The 17379-nt window shown below is 47.9% G+C and carries 15 protein-coding genes; 8 read left to right on the forward strand and 7 right to left on the reverse strand.

What is annotated here, in order from left to right; translation table 11 throughout:
• Positions 1-118: 118 nt before the first annotated feature.
• A complete protein-coding gene (locus EC604_RS06620) occupies positions 119-1207 on the reverse strand; it encodes a M24 family metallopeptidase (RefSeq protein ID WP_123063348.1) in 1089 nt (362 codons plus the stop codon).
• Between the two features lie 525 nt (positions 1208-1732).
• Here EC604_RS06620 and EC604_RS06625 point away from each other — a divergent pair.
• A complete protein-coding gene (locus EC604_RS06625; RefSeq protein ID WP_123063349.1) occupies positions 1733-2941 on the forward strand; it encodes a PQQ-dependent sugar dehydrogenase in 1209 nt (402 codons plus the stop codon).
• Between the two features lie 791 nt (positions 2942-3732).
• On the opposite strand, the gene EC604_RS06630 is transcribed toward EC604_RS06625, so the two are convergent.
• Together EC604_RS06630 and EC604_RS06635 are read right to left on the reverse strand one after the other, a co-directional pair.
• Complete coding sequence (locus tag EC604_RS06630) at positions 3733-4467, reverse strand: MBL fold metallo-hydrolase (protein ID WP_123063350.1); 735 nt, start codon at positions 4465-4467, stop codon at positions 3733-3735.
• Between the two features lie 177 nt (positions 4468-4644).
• Entirely contained in the window at positions 4645-5199 is a 555-nt protein-coding gene (locus EC604_RS06635; RefSeq protein ID WP_123063351.1) for a hypothetical protein, read from the reverse strand.
• Between the two features lie 160 nt (positions 5200-5359).
• On the opposite strand from EC604_RS06635, the gene EC604_RS06640 reads away from it, so the two are divergent.
• Entirely contained in the window at positions 5360-6223 is an 864-nt protein-coding gene (locus tag EC604_RS06640) for an SDR family oxidoreductase (protein ID WP_123063352.1), read from the forward strand.
• A 120-nt stretch (positions 6224-6343) separates the two neighbouring features.
• Here the strand turns inward: EC604_RS06640 and thrS are convergent, their stop codons facing one another.
• On the reverse strand, positions 6344-8353 hold the full coding sequence (thrS, locus tag EC604_RS06645) for a threonine--tRNA ligase (RefSeq protein ID WP_123063353.1): 2010 nt from the start codon (positions 8351-8353) through the stop codon (positions 6344-6346).
• Positions 8354-8508: 155 nt separating this feature from the next.
• Between thrS and EC604_RS29705 the strand changes: the two genes are divergently transcribed.
• A complete protein-coding gene (locus EC604_RS29705; RefSeq protein ID WP_151458056.1) occupies positions 8509-8799 on the forward strand; it encodes a hypothetical protein in 291 nt (96 codons plus the stop codon).
• Positions 8800-8904: 105 nt separating this feature from the next.
• Here EC604_RS29705 and EC604_RS06650 read toward each other — a convergent pair whose 3' ends face one another.
• Positions 8905-10668: a sensor histidine kinase gene (locus EC604_RS06650; RefSeq protein ID WP_123063354.1), complete on the reverse strand. Its 1764-nt coding sequence runs from the start codon at positions 10666-10668 to the stop codon at positions 8905-8907.
• Complete coding sequence (locus EC604_RS06655; RefSeq protein WP_123063355.1) at positions 10665-11435, reverse strand: response regulator transcription factor; 771 nt, start codon at positions 11433-11435, stop codon at positions 10665-10667. The genes EC604_RS06650 and EC604_RS06655 overlap by 4 nt, the downstream gene beginning before the upstream one ends.
• 221 nt (positions 11436-11656) lie before the next feature.
• Between EC604_RS06655 and EC604_RS06660 the strand changes: the two genes are divergently transcribed.
• Entirely contained in the window at positions 11657-12709 is a 1053-nt protein-coding gene (locus tag EC604_RS06660) for a M23 family metallopeptidase (RefSeq protein ID WP_123063356.1), read from the forward strand.
• Between the two features lie 396 nt (positions 12710-13105).
• Positions 13106-13642 (forward strand): GNAT family N-acetyltransferase, encoded by a 537-nt coding sequence (locus tag EC604_RS06665; RefSeq protein ID WP_123063357.1) that lies wholly within the window; start codon positions 13106-13108, stop codon positions 13640-13642.
• 75 nt (positions 13643-13717) lie between these two features.
• Here EC604_RS06665 and EC604_RS06670 read toward each other — a convergent pair whose 3' ends face one another.
• Complete coding sequence (locus tag EC604_RS06670; RefSeq protein WP_161556874.1) at positions 13718-14209, reverse strand: DinB family protein; 492 nt, start codon at positions 14207-14209, stop codon at positions 13718-13720.
• A 295-nt stretch (positions 14210-14504) separates the two neighbouring features.
• On the opposite strand from EC604_RS06670, the gene EC604_RS06675 reads away from it, so the two are divergent.
• The 3 genes from EC604_RS06675 to EC604_RS06685 all read left to right on the forward strand — a co-directional run bounded on the left by EC604_RS06675 (position 14505) and on the right by EC604_RS06685 (position 17307).
• Positions 14505-14924, forward strand: coding sequence for a hypothetical protein (locus EC604_RS06675; protein WP_123063359.1), 420 nt, complete (start codon positions 14505-14507; stop codon positions 14922-14924).
• Positions 14921-16210 carry an ammonium transporter gene (locus EC604_RS06680; protein ID WP_123063360.1) on the forward strand — a complete coding sequence of 430 codons (1290 nt, stop codon included), beginning with the start codon at positions 14921-14923 and terminating at the stop codon, positions 16208-16210. The genes EC604_RS06675 and EC604_RS06680 overlap by 4 nt, the downstream gene beginning before the upstream one ends.
• Positions 16211-16356: 146 nt before the next feature.
• Positions 16357-17307 (forward strand): DUF1963 domain-containing protein, encoded by a 951-nt coding sequence (locus EC604_RS06685; protein WP_123063361.1) that lies wholly within the window; start codon positions 16357-16359, stop codon positions 17305-17307.
• The last annotated feature ends 72 nt before the right edge of the window (positions 17308-17379 follow it).

Consider the following 17379-nt stretch of genomic DNA (forward strand, 5'->3'; position numbering starts at 1 on the left):
TGACGCATCGCAAGAATCAAAATCCCGCAAGCCATGTTGTCATGGGTTGCGGGACTTTTTGTATTAATCACGGTGTATTTATCGTGTTCTGCGGCTGCTTACTTGCTTACTTGCGGATTTAGTCCGTCAGGATTTGCAGTTCTTTGGGATACGTTGTGAGTACCTCTACACCTGTCTCGGTTACCAGTACATCGTCCTCAATACGCACGCCGCCTGCTGCGGTGTAAATACCTGGTTCAATGGTAAACACGGTTCCTGCGCGAAGCAGATCCATGTTCTCTCCATGTAGGGAAGGATACTCATGCACATCAATGCCGAGTCCATGCCCGACACGGTGCATAAAACGCTCGCCGTATCCTGCATCAATCGTCACTTGACGAGCAGCGCGGTCAACAGATGCACAGGTAATTCCTGGTTTAACTACCTGTATCGCGGCTTCGTTGGCGGCGAGTACGGTATTATAGATGGTTCGCAGCTCCGGTGAAATGTCTCCAAAAGCAAAAGTACGCGTAATGTCTGACGCATATCCTCCGGCGTACACACCCATATCAAACATAAGCAAATCCCCGTGCTGCAGTTTACGATCACCAGGCGTACCATGCGGCAGGCCTGTTTTGGGTCCGGTCAGCACCATTGTATCAAAGGAGGGACCGTCGGCTCCGAGTTTTTTCATCTGATATTCCATCTCAGCGACCAGCTCGATCTCCGTAACGCCTGCACGTACATGGGTGAGACCTTGGCGCAGTGTCTCTTCAATTAAATAGATGGCATGGCGAATACGAGCGACTTCATCTGGTGTTTTGTTCACGCGCAGTGCGCGCAGCAACGAACCGACATCTTCAAAGCTTGCACCGCCGAGAGCGGAGTTCAATTGCTCATAACGAGAGACGGTAACGTATTCTTTTTCCAAACCTACCCGGCCCAGTCGTCCTTGATATCGGTCAAACAGCGCGTAGGGATTATCCGTATCCGAATGTGTAGCAATGTTGGACACAGAAGAAGCTGCCGCTGCAGCATCCGCGTCCAGTGCAGGCACGATCAGCAACGGATCTTCACCGCGTGCCAGCATGAGGCCCATAAAACGTTCATGCGGATTGCTCGCATATCCCGTCAGATAATAAATATGTTTTGGATCTGTGATGAGCATGGCGTCGAGCCCTTGCTTGGACAGATCGGCTTCCAGTCTGGATAAAGGAGTTTGGTTCATATTAGATATATCCACCTTTCATATGTACGCTCTTTTTAATACACCGTGTTTGCTTAACACTATAGCGTCTGTTTCTTCTATTATAGAAGATGTTGAAAAAATTCTAAACTGGCGGCGAATTTTGAGCCAAGGAATGCCTGTTTTTACCGTTTAGACGAAGAGTGGCAAGGGTAATACAGGGCGAAACCGCTTTACAGGTGGGACGTTGGCTGAAGGAATAGACGCATATATACTAGACATATAGAGACTTGCAACACAGATAAACGATACAGGAACACAACATGAGAGACAACACAGACACACGATACAGGCATACAACACGAAACGCAGCACAGACACACAACATAAACTTGCTTTACAGTCATATGACACAGAGACACAGACAAATCGGCAGGCAGACACATGAATCAAAGACTCACACATATGACGCGTCACGACTTCAGGCAACATACGAAAATGAGGGAGAGAAGCTGATCCACGTTTTATACTCAATTCAATGAAGCTGAAAGGGGAGTTTGATTCGTCATGAACAATCGATTAACTGTGCCGCTGTATGCCTCATTGCTTAGCATGGCTTTGTTAACCGCATCCTGTGCTCCCGGCACACCGACGTCAGATTCGCAACCATTGTCTCAAGGAGAGGGAGCTGGTCAAGGACAGACGGCAACCGGAGGCAATAATGAAGCAGATACTGGCGAGGTTGATGAGCAAGAAAGTACGGTCGTTCCCTATCAAGCTTCTGTTCTGGTCGAGGGATTGAATGCACCTTGGGAGATGGTGAAGGTTGCCGATGGGCGGATGTTTGTGACTGAGCGCCCGGGCGCGATTCGAGTCATTACGAATGGAAAACTGGAGTCTGAGCCGCTAATTGAATTCGAGGCACCCTTTAACGAAGAGGGAGAAGGTGGACTGCTTGGGCTAGAGGCAGATCCAGACTTTGAGAGCAACGGTTATCTGTATGCCTACCACTCGTACTTGGAAGGGCAAGATATTGCCAATCGCGTGCTGCGCCTGAAGGTGACAGATGGAAAAGCGGTAATCGACAAAGAGCTTCTGACTGGCATTCCAGGCGGGGTCAATCACAATGGCGGAAGAATCAAGATCGGACCGGACCAGCTGCTGTATATCACCACAGGTGAGCGTTATGAACCGGAATTGGCACAGAACCGGGATAGCCTTGGTGGAAAAATATTGCGCATTGGTCTCGATGGGTCGATCCCTTCAGATAACCCTTGGCCGAATTCCCCCGTATACAGTATGGGACATCGTAACGCTCAAGGGCTGGCATGGAATCCGGATAACGGTTATCTCTATGCGACCGAACACGGTCAGCGCAATCATGACGAAATTAACCGGATTGTTGCCGGGGAGAATTATGGCTGGCCCGAAGTAGAGGGCGACGACGATGATAACGGAACCTATCAGGCTCCGCTGGCACATAGCGGGAATGATACTTGGGCGCCTTCGGGTGTAGCTTTCATTACGGAAGGCCCGTGGGCGGGTTCATTGGTGGCTGCGAATCTGAGAGGGGAGCAGCTCCTGCGGGTTATATTGTCCGAAGACGGTACGAAGGCCGAGCAGGTGGTCCCTTTTTTCGAAGATGAATGGGGTCGTATACGTAATGTCAGCGTCGGTGAAGACGGTAAGCTGTACGTACTAACAAACAATCGCGATGGCCGGGGCACACCGCGTGACGGGGATGATAAATTGATTGTGCTTACTCCGGAAGGATAGCGTTTATTTAGCTGGATTGGTTGGAAGATCGTTAGATCGGGGAAGTGAGAGTGCAGGTAGAGGGGGATTACAGAGTAAATGAGGAAACGTTCCTAATTAGGAGTTAAGGAGTTAAGGAGTAAAAGAGCAAAGGGGTTAGGCGTCACAGGGGGGGACAGGAAAGGGTAGGGTAGGGTAGGGTTTTGCAGACTACTAAACGCCGGGTGTAAGGGTAATGGCTCGGACTTAATTCTAACGATCACAGGCGAGCTTATTTTGCAGTTTTTGAGGGTTTGTGAATTTTAACGATCACCACAGACGTTATTTCGCTGAAAATGCGCATAATGGGGTGAAATCATCACGAATTGGAGTAAATAAGCTTTCTGGTGATCGTTAGAAAGTAAAACGTGGCGAATCGGGCCAAATAAGGCTTCTGGTGATCGTTAGAATTTTTGGCGGACTACGGCGTATTGAATAGGCAGAAGGTAAGTACTCAACCTCTGGGAGGTGGAGGGCTCCGCTCACTCGATATAGCTCTGCTCTGTTAATTGCAGCTGCATCCATCGATAAAATTCAAAAAAAGCTGTCCCCGCCAGTATACAGACGAAGGACAGCTTTTGAATTACAGGCAATATAGTTATGGAATTTACTTAGAGTTATTAGGGAAAGCACAAGCTAACTTAGAAAGCCTGTGTACCAATGTACACTGTGAGAAGGTTTTATGTGACTCAAATGCTACACATCGTGTCCTCCCAAATGATTATAAAGCTCTAGCCTCCACTGTGTCTCATGCACAAACTGTAATCTTACACCTAAGCTTCCGAATTCTCGGCAAGTTGCGCAATGCGCTTTGCAGGCTCTTTTGTATATTCTCCCCCATGGTAGCAGAGAACTTTATCTACGTTGAGGCCCGTCAATTTCTTCAGACTGCGCAGTGCTTCGGGCATGTCCGGCGTTGCTGGTGGAGCTGGGCCGACCAGTTCATCTTCGACGACTCGCAGTTCATCGGCAGCAAGCAGGAACTGTTGCTCGCTAAAATAAAAACACAGGTGGCCTGGCGTATGTCCTGGTGTATGAATCACCTGTGTTCCGCCTTGGAGCGGAAGGATGTCGCCGTCCGCAAGTGTTCTGCTGATGTTGATCTCAGGCAGCTGCATCAGCAATTGATCTGCTAGAGCAAGTACAGGAGCGGTCAGCATGGCACGGCGTTCCGGCGTGAATTTGATCAGAGGTTTTGCACCTGTCAAATAAGGAATTTCATCCGTATGAGCCCAGACTTCCAGGCCTGGAATAGCATCCAGCAGAGCACCCAGATTACCAATATGATCGATATCCTGATGCGTCACAATCACACGTTTAATGTCGGAGAGAGAGACGTCCAACTCTTCGAGTGTAGATTGTAATTCGTCAAATTGGCCAATCATGCCCGTATCTACTAATGTGTGTCCGTCCTCGTCACGAAGAAGCACAGGATGAATAGGGCTGTTGCCCGAAGGTGTTGGAATGTTGAGTGTTAGAACTGTGATGGATGGTATAGGTTGGCTCATAAAATATCCGGATATGTGTCCGGAGCACCTCCTTATAAGGTTGTGTTTTTAATAAGGGACAGTAAACTCAGCTTGTACCTTGTACCTTGTACCTTGTACCTTGTACCTTGTACCTTGTACCTTGTACCTTGTTCATTTTCCCATTATGCATTAAGCAACGTACAAGTAATCACTTACTTACTCCTTATTCTGAACGTTCAGTTCATAGCTCAGATGTTTTCTATATTTTTTCACCGCATGTAAAATCGTTTCGAACGTTTCTTCCTCGTTGCTGCCGTCTTTCACGATCGCTGCGAACGAGAAGTTCTCGTGAATCAGTCTGTTCCTTGTCTGGAACGCCTGATGGAGCGCTGCGCTGCATGGCTCTTTGCCAGATTTCAAAGCAATATGCTGCTTGCCCAGTTCGGCCTCCAGCATCTCCATGTTAGAGCGTGCCCGGTAAGCAGGAGTTTTCATGAGCTGGGTCGAATTAAACTTTTTCTGATACGTACGTTTGTAAAGCTGTAATAACATCTGTTCCATAATAGAGCATAACTCCATCGTTAGCGAAGCGTATCTCCGGTTTTTGCGTTTGCGGGTAAGCTCGCTTGACTGTTCTTCGTTCAGCCATTCGTATTCTTCATATATTGAGGAATCGTCATGGTTCAGAATATCGCGATATTCCTGTTCCAGCAGTTTGATCTCAAGCTTGGCGAGTTTCTTGACGTGTTTGAAATCCTCTTGGGTTAGCATACGACTTGTCCTCCCATGGGTACCGAGATGTGAATGGAGCACGATCTAATCATGAATGATGCTGATCAGGTGATCACTGTATTATCTCATATTCTGGATCATAATGCCTTAGCGTTAAAATAATTCACGGAACCTCCGGTTCAGAAGGGAAGGGCACCTCATGTCCATTCAGACAGCCATCGTTACAGGAGCCAACTCAGGGATGGGACTGGCCACTACCATTGAACTTGCCGAGCAAGGGTATCACGTCATTATGGCATGCCGCAGCGAAAAGAGAGGACAAGAGGCGCTTCAGCAAGCTTTACGCGAATCCGGCTCTACCAGTATCGAGCTGATGCTGTGTGATCTCGGTTCGCTGGACAGCATCCGCCAGTTTGCACGAAAGTACCGCGAGCGCTATGATCACCTGGACGTACTAGTGAATAATGCAGGCGTGGTGATGGTGAAGCGCAAAGAAACGTCGGATGGCTTCGAGCAAAGCATTGGCATTAATCACCTGGGTCACTTCCTGCTCACGTTGCTCCTCATTGAACCACTCAAATCTGCTAAACAGGGCCGAATTGTAAATGTGTCTTCTGGGGCGTACAAAGCCGGGAAAATTCATTTTGATGATCCGCATTTGCGAAAAGGCTATAATCCGATCAAAAGTTACGCCCAATCCAAGCTGGCTAACGTATTTTTTACCCGGGCGCTTGCTCGTAAGCTCGCGGGAACTTCCGTTACGGCGAACTGTTTACATCCAGGTGCAGTAGGCACCAGCATCGGAGTGGATCGCAACACCGGATTTGGCACCCGCATCATGGCACTTGCAGCCAAGCTGCCGTTTTTCCTGACACCCGAGGAAGGGGCCCGGACAGCGATTTACTTGGCAACAAGTCCAGAAGTCACCGGGGTGACTGGGCGGTACTTCTATCAGCAGAAGGAGCAGCGTTTGAAAGACCATGCTTTGGATGATGCGGCCGCCCAGCAGTTATGGACGTGGAGCGAAGAACAGGTTGGTTTGCAGCCTGACGAGAGGTTATAACTTCTTATAACTGTCTGAGCAGCGTGAGCAGTCCTGAGTGCGCTTCGTGAAAAGGGAGGAAATCTTTACCATGCATCGCCTCCCTAAAAAGAATTGTATTACTCCATTCATTTTTCAGGATTAAATCTTATTCATCACCGCGTGCTGAAGCATCTGGACAAAAGCATCGATGTGCTGCATGCCTTGATCTCCCTGACCGTATGCACGGACAGAGGCGGATGAGGCATTTTTCTCTTGTTCGCCAAGTACAAGCGAATAAGGGACTTTTTCCATCTGTGCTTCACGAATCTTGTAACCAAGCTTCTCATTGCGTAAATCGGTTTCTACACGGATACCTGCTGCCCGTAGTTTACTTTGCACTTCAAGTGCATAGTCGGCATAATGATCCGATACGGGAATCAGCTTGACCTGTACAGGAGCCAGCCAGAGTGGAAACGCACCTGCATAGTGCTCAGTCAAAATGCCGATGAAACGGTCAATCGAGCCATAAATAGCTCTATGAATGACGACTGGACGGTGTCTCAGACCGTCTTCACCGATATAAGTAAGATCGAATTTCTCCGGCATCTGAAAATCAAGCTGGATCGTTCCGCACTGCCAGCTTCGCTTCAGCGCATCAAGAATGTGAAAGTCAATCTTCGGCCCGTAAAAGGCGCCGTCGCCTTCGTTAATTCGATACTCGACACCGCGTGCATCTAACACATTGCGTAACGCCTGTTCCGCCTGATCCCATAATTCTTCTGAGCCCATGGAATCCTCGGGGCGTGTGGAGAGCTCGATTTTATAATCGAATCCAAAAATGTCGTACATCCGCCCAATCAGGGAGATCGCCCGATTGATCTCGTCTTCGATCTGTTCAGGCATCACATAGAGATGGGCATCGTCCTGACAGAACGTCCGCACCCGCATCATGCCATTTAGGGCTCCTGAGAATTCATGACGGTGAACCTGACCAAATTCCATCATGCGAATCGGCAATTCGCGATAGGAATGCAGTGTGTTTTTGAAAATCAACATATGTCCGGGGCAGTTCATCGGTTTTAAGGCAAATGTAGCGTCATCCACGTCCGCAAAGTACATGTTGTCCTTGTAGTGCTCCCAGTGACCCGACTGTTCCCACAGGCGGTTGTTCATCATCAGCGGAGTTCGAACCTCCTGATATCCTTCCTGAAGCTGCAACTCCCGTGAAAATTGCTCCAACGCTGTACGAACAGTCATGCCTTTGGGCAGATAGAAGGGCATGCCGGGGGCTTCCTCAGAGAACATAAACAGCTCCAGCTCTTTGCCAAGCTTGCGGTGATCCCGCTTTTTCGCCTCTTCCAGCATGTGAAGATGTTCCTGCAACTGGGCCTTGTTCGGAAAAGCAGTGCCATAGATACGCTGCATCATTTTGTTGTCGGAATTTCCGCGCCAGTAGGCACCAGCGACATTCAGCAGTTTAAACGCTTTGATCCGGCCAGTGGATGGGAGATGAGGCCCGCGGCACAAGTCGAAAAACTCACCCTGCTCATAGATCGAAAGTTCAGCGTCTTCTGGCAGATCACGAATAAGCTCCAGCTTGTAAGGGTCATGGATGGCTTCGAATCGCTCCAGGGCTTGCATCCGACTAACCACTTTGCGGCGGATGGGCCAATTTTCCTGAATAATTTTGTTCATTTCCCGTTCAATGGCTTCTAGGTCACGGATAGAGAGGGTCTGCTCCAGATCGACATCATAGTAAAATCCATCTTCAATGACCGGGCCGATACCCAGCTTCACGTGGTCTGCGCCATACAACCGTTTCAGTGCCTGTGCCAGCACATGTGCTGTGCTGTGACGATATCGGTGCAGACCTTCCTCGCTGTCCAGTGTAACGATGATGAGTTCGCAGTCCTGCTCCAGTTTTCCGCTCAGATCGACATTCTGGCCGTTCAAGATCCCACCGATCGCCTGTTTGCCAAGACTTGTGCTGATCGAAGAGGCAACTTCGGCTACAGTGATGCCTGCTTTGTAACTACGTACAGCACCGCCTTGCAACTGGACTTCAATCTTTTCAATCGACGATTCCGTTGCCAACGATTCAGATGCTGCTGCGTGTTGATCACCCAAGGATAAATGCTCGCTTGCATACTCCCGTTTTTCTTGACTCATGTGAACCACTCTCCCATATTTTTGTGTTGGAAGCGCAAAAAACACCCGTCCCGGAGAAGGGACGAGTGCGCTTGGCTCGTGGTTCCACCCTAATTTGGTTATGCTGCATTCTGCTCTCGGCCAGCCGCCGCAAACAGAACCCAACATAACCCTCATTGGAATCCGTTAACGGGGATCAGGCGGTGAACTCTACTGACCGTACATGTAACCATCTTGCTAGATCATCGATTGAAGTAAACTATTGTGATGATCTGCGCATTATTTATACATTGTCGGAGGTTCGAGATCACGGCTACAGAGGGGTAACTTGGATTCGTTCGCTGAAGAAGGTTTCACCAATCCCTTCTCTCTCTGGGCAGCACGCAATCCAAATCATGTCTCTGGTCATCGCTAAATATGAAGGATGCGAGGAACTGAATATCGCTAGGATATTTCAGAGCCGTTGATCCTGTAGTGTGCAGAATTTAATGTAGTCATTGGAACAGGTGTTACTTGAGAGTCGATTATATAGACTGAAAATGGAAAGGTCAAGTGGAATGTTCGAATGCGGGCTAGCCCATTTCTTTTGTATTTTGCATCCAGATCAATCGAATCGTCGTTCCTTCGCCAGGTGTAGATGACACTTCAATTCGGCCTTTCATTGCCTCGATTAAACCTCTCGTAACCGCCATGCCAAGTCCTGATCCCACATCACTCGTTCCCGTATCTGTACCTCGGTAATAGCGTTCAAATAGCTTCCACACGGTCTCGGGACTCATGCCTCGTCCATTATCGGCAAACTCGATTGTAAATTCACCGTCACGTTCACCAACAGTCACACGAACAACCAGACCAGAGTCGGGCGGATTGTGCAGCAGAGCATTAGCAGTGAGATTATCTACAATCCGTTCAAAAGAAGGAACGTGTACTAGCCCATAGACAGGTGCGTCTGCAGATTGGAAAACAATACGTCCTTCACCGTACGCAGGGTTGCACTCGGCTCGCTGCACGAGATCACGAAGTAGCGTATTTACGTCAGTTCGTTCAACCTCAGGTTGATATCCTCCACTCCGCAGCCGATAGGTCATCGCAAGATCATTCACAAGTCTGTCCATATACATGGATTTGTCTATTATGATGCCTGCGAATTCTCGAACTTCTTCAGCCGTCCAGGTGTATTTGTCCGTTTCCAGCATATGCGCGTATCCCTGAATGGAGGAAAGAGGTGTCTTGAGGTCGTGCGTGATGCCAGCAATCCATTCCTCTCGAAGGGAATCCGTTTGTTTCCGTAGTTCCTCATCCTGCTTGAGTGTATGGGACAACGCTTGCATGGAGTGGAGTACGTCACCATACACTTGATATTTGCGCTTCCATTTTCCATTGCGGCGTTGGCTCCGCGGAACACCTGATGCTCCAGTTGGTTCCTCATACTTCCCTTGTTCCAGACGTTGCAACCACTGAAGCATGTGCAGCATCGGAGCGCCGAATCGATTAGCGTACCATAAAGCGAGTAAAATCAGTAGCGCAACGATGGACAAGATCAAGACGATGAGCGCCGGTTCAAGAATAAAAGCGTATGGATTCTGTTTCTCAATGACAGTTGAGTCAATCCTTACACTTACCATCCAGGTCGTTTCGTTTTGGTTATCGTACCATGTGGCGACCGATATGCCTGAACGATTCGGGTAACGAACTTGGAGAACGAGATCCTGAATACTGTACTGGTTCGGCACGCCAACAGCCGGTTTGTTGTAAGAGTCGATTTCTTTTCCATAAGGGTCCAATATTTGGATGTAGGCATCTGCTTTGCGAATCGTTTCTTGCTCAGCAGGTTTCACAGTCAGTTTGCCGCCCTCATACGACAGCTTTGGACGGATTTCATCAAGTAAGGATTTGGCCGCATTTCGCTCTCCGTATAATAACGTGAAATTTTTCCCGTCCTTTTCCCGGATCAGCATGGATAGCTGGTAGGGGAACGGTTTATTAGCTTCCCAGTAGGCGATCAATTCTCCTGGTTTGTAGTGGTCTGGTACATCGGAAGGGACATGATAATCGTCGATGACATAGCCCTTTTCATCCAGAACCTGAAGCCAGCCATGATTTTTATCCACCTGCTTGAGCAGATCGGGATCGTATCGTATCGTGTTATCCGGCAGGATCTCGGCGGTATTAATAAGTTGATCCAATCCGTTAATTGCAAAGTCATCTACAATATTCACTTCATTCACTTTTTGCAAAACCCAGATGGTAGCAAGTGATCCTAACAAAATAATCAGAATGACCGTGCCAGTGAGCATACCGATGAAGCGAGTCAATAACTTGCGGCGAATACTCATGTCCGTGACAGGTTACTAGGCAGGATCAGTTTGTACCCCAAACCGCGCACGTTAACAAGAAAAGCCGGATTGGAAGGGTCTTCTTCAATGCGTTCCCGAATGCGATGGATGTGCACCATAACCGTGTTGTCGTCGCTGATGGCTTCTGAGCCCCACACCCGTTCATACAGTTCAGATTTGGTGAAGATTCGGTTTGGATGTTTGCAGAAGAATAGAAGCAGCTGGAACACCAGTGCCGGACAGGTTACAGCCTGTCCTTGAACACGCAGCTCCCCAGCCAGTTCAAACACTTGAAATCGTCCAAAATCATAAATGCCTTGCGATAGGTCGGCAGATGACGTATTTGCGTGTAATGAAATGCTTTGTTGTTGCTGCCAAACCGCTGTCGCTTTGGAAGGTAAATAGCGATTCAGAAGTGATTTGATTCTTGCAACAACTTCCAGCGGGTTGAACGGTTTAACGACATAATCATCGCCGCCAACGGCAAATCCGGTCAGTTTGTCATAGTCCGTTGTTTTGGCGGTTAGGAACAGAATAGGGGCATCTGTGACCTGGCGTAGAAAGGGACAGATTTCCAAGCCGCTTTTCCCTGGAAGCATAATATCAAGCACGATACAATGATACGTTTTGTTGCTGCATGCTTCGAGCGCTGCTTCACCTGTAGTGACCGTATCAATGTCGAGAAACTGTTCTTTGAGCAGTACGGTTTGGAGCATATGTAAAATCGCTTGTTCATCATCAACAAGCAGTATTGAGACATGATCCATATGTAATGCTAACCTCCTCTTTACTCTCTTTCTTGGTATATTGCCCATCATAACATTCTTGAGACCGATTGGAAGATAGGTTGCCTTAACAGAAGCTTAATTATAAAGCTTGGGTAGGGCCATAAGTTTAACTAGATGTAAGTGAAGGTTAGACAAACCATAAGACTCATGATGTACATTTGAGGTAAGCAAGAAAAGATAAACAGAAAGGGTGTTGAATGATGAATAGGAAATGGAAACTACTGCTTCTAACCGTGACAGCATTTGCCGTACTCTCTGCTTGTACAAGCAACAAAATTACCTCTGACGAAGCAAAGCAGGCTGAGAAGCAAGCTACAGAACAGGTGAAGGATCAAAAGGATAACGGTGACACTTCAAGCAAAGAACAAAATGATGGTTCGACAGATCAACAGGTAACACCGGATAATCTCTTGGATACATTGACGAATGGTTCCAAAGAAGCGATTTATAATCAGTTTACTCCTGACATGAAGCAAGTTGTTTCCTTGGAAGATTTCAAGGCGTCTGCTGACAGCTTTTTGATAGGAGTGAAGTCGTGGAAGCAGGTGGTGGATGCTGAGATCAATGGTTTGACTGAACATGCGTGGACAGACGATACAGGAACCAAAGGGATCGTCGCCAATTTTACAGAAGATCATCAGATTGCCGGATTAAGGATTACTCCACTGGAACCACATCCCGATACAGATAACAAGCTGACCAAGACCGAATTTCAGTTCCCGATGAAAGGAGAGATGTATGTCTTCTGGGGAGGTCATAGTGTTCTGGAAAATTATCATTACGAGCATGAAACACAGCGCTATGCACTCGATATTGTTCAGACGAAAGACGGGGCGAGTTATCAGGGCGATGCCAAGGATAATGCCAACTATTATGCCTTTGGTCAGCCGCTCTATGCTGCCGCGGATGGTACGGTAGTGGAGATCAAGAACGATATTGAGGATAATGTGCCTGGCGTAATGAATCCAGAGGAGCCGGCGGGTAATTATGTTGTTATCGATCATGGCAATAAAGAATACAGTATTACGGGGCACATCAAAAAAGGCAGTGTAGCGGTGAAAAAAGGAGATAAAGTCAAGCAGGGGGATCGCATCGGAGATCTGGGTAATTCGGGCAACTCCAGTGAAGCTCACTTGCACTTCCAGGTATCCGATGGTCCAGACCTGTTCACGTCACGTTCTCTCAATATTCGCTGGGCCGATCAGAGCCAGGAGTTGACACGGGGCAATACCGTTCAGGGACTGCCAGAGTAAGCAGGTCAGGCGAAAAACATTTTATTGATAATACTTGTTGTCGCGGTATGGGTATAACATGCTGTACGCCAGCTTCCATTTTCCATTATAATAGCCTCTATAATTAATTATAGCCTTGAACTTGGTTGTGAATGAGATTAGAGCTGGATAAGGTGAAAATTTTATTTACACTTTAACGGAGAGGACAGAAAAAACCTGAAAAAGCGAAGCTAAAAGCTTTCTGCAAGAAAGCTACATCGGAAGCATAAGCTTAGCGCCTTTATCACCGGATTTTTCCCTTTGGAAAAGGGGATCAAAAAAATCTGGGGATAACAGCGATTGAAAGGTTATTCTGTCATCGGAGTGGACTGTGTAAATTCTTAGTTCAACTTATAGAGGTCAATGGAGGAATAGGGAATGACACTGGAAAAGGTACAGATCGAATATGCATGTCTCGAAGACTTGCCGAGAATTGTGGAGATCTATAATTCAACCATCGAGAGCCGCATGGTCACGGCGGATTTGGAACCGGTGACGGTAGAGCAACGTTTGCCATGGTTTAATGAGCATACACCGGATCGTCGTCCTTTATGGGTAATGAAACGGGATGGACAGCTTGTTGCATGGGCCAGTCTCAGTTCGTTTTATGGGCGCCCAGCGTATAACGGGACGGTGGAAGTCAGCGTATACGTCGATCAGCAGTGCCGTGGAATTGGGGCCGGTGGGTTGATGCTGAATACAGTATTCGAGGCTTGTCCTGAGCTGGGAATCACGACGATTCTAGGATTTGTATTTGGGCATAACGAGCCGAGTCTGGGGTTATTGCGCAAGCATGGCTTCGAACAGTGGGGATTTTATCCTGAAGTGGCGGTGCTGGATGGCGTGGATCGGGATCTTGTGATTCTGGGGAAAAAAATTGGAACAGATCACCGCCTGAAAGAGGCGCAGATCTAAATAAAGAAAAACCTCCGTATCCACTATAAGTGGAATGCGGAGGTTTTTTGCTTATTTTACAAACCATGAACCCATTTACAGTCCCAGTTGCTGCTTGATCTCGCGAATCTGTCCCAGATGACGTTCCTCGTGGTAGCTTGTAAAATCGATCCATTGTGCAAGATCCATCTCACCAAACGCCGGGTGAGGGAAGGACTTGCTGCGTAACAGGGCAACATCATGCTCGCGTGCAAACTGTTCCAGTGCTTGATGGGACTCAGCCAGATCCCTACGAATATCCGCAAGTCTCTCAGGCTCAGTTGGTGGTTGCACATGAGGAGGGGCTTCGACAGATCTGCTGCGGTCCAGAGACATTTCATAAGGCTTTTTCTCAATGGACACATTCTGTTCTTTTTCCACTGCAAGACGAGCTTGCTTGGTGATTACATTTTCCATCAGATTCAAGTGCCGTAACACTTGCATAATGCTCCACTGTTCCGGGGAAGGTTTCCGGTTCAATTGATCTTCATCTAACCCAGAGATAGCCTCCCAGATTTGGTTACGTATTTCGTCATTACGTTCAAACATCATAAACATCCTCTCTTTAGGTTTATTACAATAACATTACTATTTCTATATGTCCAACCGAACATATAAAACCCTGTATAACCAGCATAAAACACAAAATGAGCAAATGCGAACTTCACATACATTATCCCTTGTTAGGTGAATTTGTGGAGAAAATAAAAAAACATACCCTTAAATTGGGTATGCTGAATTGTATACAACGGCTTCCATAAAACGAAAAAAAGATTGACGGGCACACCCCGGCAAACTATAATCGGTAACAAGTAACTTGATATGTAAGGAGTCCTGACATGATATGTTAGTAATCGACGAGGTGTATCACCATACAGCATTGCAAATATCATCGTCCGATCTATTGTACCTTATCGAACGGTTGAAGGTCAAAAAAGAAAATGAGATCGAAACGCTCAAGCAGAAGATTGAACAGTTTGAACAAAAACGACGAGCTGAGGAAGTGGCTTATCAGTCGCTGTCTCCTGTTCGCAAATGGTTTGCGGGACGTCCAGCTTCTCATCACCAAGCGGTGGAATATATGGTTCAGGTGAAGGAACGATTCCGCAAAATGGAGCAGATTCGCAGGCGTATCCGTGACCTTGATCTGATCATGGGACGTATTCAGCTCGCTAGTCATAACCGGCAGGAAGAGATTGAGCTCTCGCCTGAAACGATCCGCGAGATCAGACAGCTTAGTGAAACGGAGGATGTACAGGCATGACTTTGGAAACGTTAAGCTCCGGAATCGACACGGTCTGGGTTGTTCTCAGCGCAGCGATGATTTTGTTGATGGAGGGCGGATTCGCCTTGCTGGAGGCTGGTTTTGTACGTTATAAAAATAGTGTGAATATCATCATGAAAGTATTTGCGGATATTACGATTGGTACGTTATTGTTTTATGCGATTGGTTTTGGCTTGATGTATGGTTCGGATGCAGGAGGGTTTATAGGAGTGACAGGTTTTTTCCTGAACGGTGATCTCTCTCATCTGAACGTGCCGGTATCCCTGGAGACGTTTTGGCTATTCCAAGCCGCGTTCACGATTGCCGTCATTTCAATCGTATCCGGTGCGGTAGCCGAACGGATCAATTTCCGTGCATACCTGCTGTATATCATCCTGATGACGGCGATTATATACCCGATTGGCGGACACTGGGCTTGGGGTGGCGGCTGGCTCAGTCAGCTGGGCATGCAGGATTTTGCAGGTTCAGCTGTGATTCACGCACTGGGTGGTTTCTCTGCACTGGCGGCGGCTATTATTATCGGGCCACGTAAAGGGAAATACACACCGCTTGGTGTAAGTGCAATTGCACTGCCAAGCAATCTGCCGCTGGCATCGGTAGGTGCCTTCCTGTTATGGTTCGGTTGGTTTGGATTTAATGCAGGAAGTACATTGAGTGCAACTGATGTCAGAATCGGTCACATCGCCATCGTTACGATGCTGTCCGCGGCTGCGGGTGGTGCGGCTACGTTGCTCTATACCTTGTTCCGCTTTAATCGTTCCGATGCACCGTCTGTCATTAATGGTTCACTAGCTGGACTGGTAGGCATCACAGCAGGCTGTGCATTTGTAGGTGATCTGGCAGCGATATTCATCGGCGCTGTCTCCGGTCTGTTGATGATGGCTGCTACGAACTGGCTGGATCGCATGCGCATTGATGATCCGGTAGGTGCATTTCCGGTTCATGCCGTTTCGGGAATGTGGGGGACTGTTGCTGTAGGTCTGTTTGCTACGGACGGAGGATTGTTCATGGGCGGCGGCTGGAAGCTGCTTGGCGTTCAGGTGCTGGGTCTGACTGCGTTGGTCGCCTGGGGATTCGCCATGACCTGGTTCGGACTGAAGCTCATTGGCAAAGTGGTTCCTGTCCGTTCAACCGAGGAAGAGGAAGACCTTGGTCTGGACATCAGTTATCATGGGGTGATGGCTGCGCACCAGTCGCATGAATTTCTGGATGGTGAGGAGCATATGATTGCTTATCAACAGAAGTCTTCTGATTCAAATCGATAACAAAAGTATATGAAAAGATAGGGGCTGACGAAGGTCAGCCTCTTTTTTACACAGAAAGCAGGGAAAAAAGACAAGGCGGAAGAATATACAGGTGTGAACGTGAATAAGTCTCAGCATAGGTGTAACGTCAAAAAGGGAGGATCTATATGATTAAGCCGGAACAATGTGAACGTCTGACTAGAAAAGCACGCAAAACCCTCGAAGAAGAATACGGTCTCGGTGCTGTTGCCGATCTGGTGCTGGATGCTGGGCGCTGGGGTATTCGCCTGGATGTGTCCACAACGGATGAATATCGCAGAACAGGAAATTCGCGTGTTGGCGGACATCCTGATCTGCCAGAAGATCTGGACTGGCCGCTTACGGAGGACGGGGTGCCAATGACTTTTCTGGCCCAGCTGAATATGGTGGATTTGTCTCCGTATACACCGAATGACGGGCGCGGAACGTTGCCGGAGCGGGGCATGTTGTACTTTTTTATTGGCAGTGTGGATGCAGCTTATCCGATTGAACATCGAGTGATCTACGAACCGTCTACATATAATCTTGTAAAACGCGAACCTGACGGGGCTACCGCTCTGGGGGGAGAGCCTACGATAGCGCATTCGGTTACCGTCTTGCCTAACCTTGAGCTTCCTACTTATGCTTACATAGATGCTGCGGCGTTGGCTGAACAGGGGAATACTTCAGAGGCAGTTCGCGATGAAGAGGGAGCTCTGGAAGGCCGCTGGCTTGACCGTTATCTGGAATTCGAATCCGACTGGAATCACCCAAGCCCGCTGAATTGGGGCGGCATGTTTGGTTACCCCGATGGGCAGCATCCTGATGCAGAACATCAGGCTTTGAGTTATATTGAGCTGGGTGAGGCATACGGCGGCAGTGAGCAGGAATGTGTGAAGAAGCTGACGGCGCATTACGATGGGGATGAAGAGCGTGCGTGGGAAGAATTATCCGACACACTGCTGCTCTTGAAAATAGATACGCATGATGCAATCGGTTTTCAGTGGCTGGATTGCGGTGAATTACAGTTTTTCATTCGAGGGGCTGACCTGGAGGCCGAGCAATTTGATCGTACATGTTGTTCTATTTACTCCAGTTAAGTTATAGTTCATTTTTATACAAAGTCGAGTGTCATCCCATAAATTAGGAGAATAATTATTCAATAGTTGTAA

Source organism: Paenibacillus amylolyticus, assembly GCF_003719335.1.
Classification (GTDB): Bacteria; Bacillota; Bacilli; order Paenibacillales; family Paenibacillaceae; genus Paenibacillus; species Paenibacillus amylolyticus_D.

Bases quoted from the DNA above. Each gene is read 5' to 3' on its own strand.
- EC604_RS06620 (WP_123063348.1), bottom strand. From the start codon at position 1,207: ATGAACCAAACTCCTTTATCCAGACTGGAAGCCGATCTGTCCAAGCAA.
- EC604_RS06625 (WP_123063349.1), top strand. From the start codon at position 1,733: ATGAACAATCGATTAACTGTGCCGCTGTATGCCTCATTGCTTAGCATG.
- EC604_RS06630 (WP_123063350.1), bottom strand. From the start codon at position 4,467: ATGAGCCAACCTATACCATCCATCACAGTTCTAACACTCAACATTCCA.
- EC604_RS06635 (WP_123063351.1), bottom strand. From the start codon at position 5,199: ATGCTAACCCAAGAGGATTTCAAACACGTCAAGAAACTCGCCAAGCTT.
- EC604_RS06640 (WP_123063352.1), top strand. From the start codon at position 5,360: ATGTCCATTCAGACAGCCATCGTTACAGGAGCCAACTCAGGGATGGGA.
- thrS (WP_123063353.1), bottom strand. From the start codon at position 8,353: ATGAGTCAAGAAAAACGGGAGTATGCAAGCGAGCATTTATCCTTGGGT.
- EC604_RS06650 (WP_123063354.1), bottom strand. From the start codon at position 10,668: ATGAGTATTCGCCGCAAGTTATTGACTCGCTTCATCGGTATGCTCACT.
- EC604_RS06655 (WP_123063355.1), bottom strand. From the start codon at position 11,435: ATGGATCATGTCTCAATACTGCTTGTTGATGATGAACAAGCGATTTTA.
- EC604_RS06660 (WP_123063356.1), top strand. From the start codon at position 11,657: ATGAATAGGAAATGGAAACTACTGCTTCTAACCGTGACAGCATTTGCC.
- EC604_RS06665 (WP_123063357.1), top strand. From the start codon at position 13,106: ATGACACTGGAAAAGGTACAGATCGAATATGCATGTCTCGAAGACTTG.
- EC604_RS06670 (WP_161556874.1), bottom strand. From the start codon at position 14,209: ATGTTTGAACGTAATGACGAAATACGTAACCAAATCTGGGAGGCTATC.
- EC604_RS06675 (WP_123063359.1), top strand. From the start codon at position 14,505: ATGTTAGTAATCGACGAGGTGTATCACCATACAGCATTGCAAATATCA.
- EC604_RS06680 (WP_123063360.1), top strand. From the start codon at position 14,921: ATGACTTTGGAAACGTTAAGCTCCGGAATCGACACGGTCTGGGTTGTT.
- EC604_RS06685 (WP_123063361.1), top strand. From the start codon at position 16,357: ATGATTAAGCCGGAACAATGTGAACGTCTGACTAGAAAAGCACGCAAA.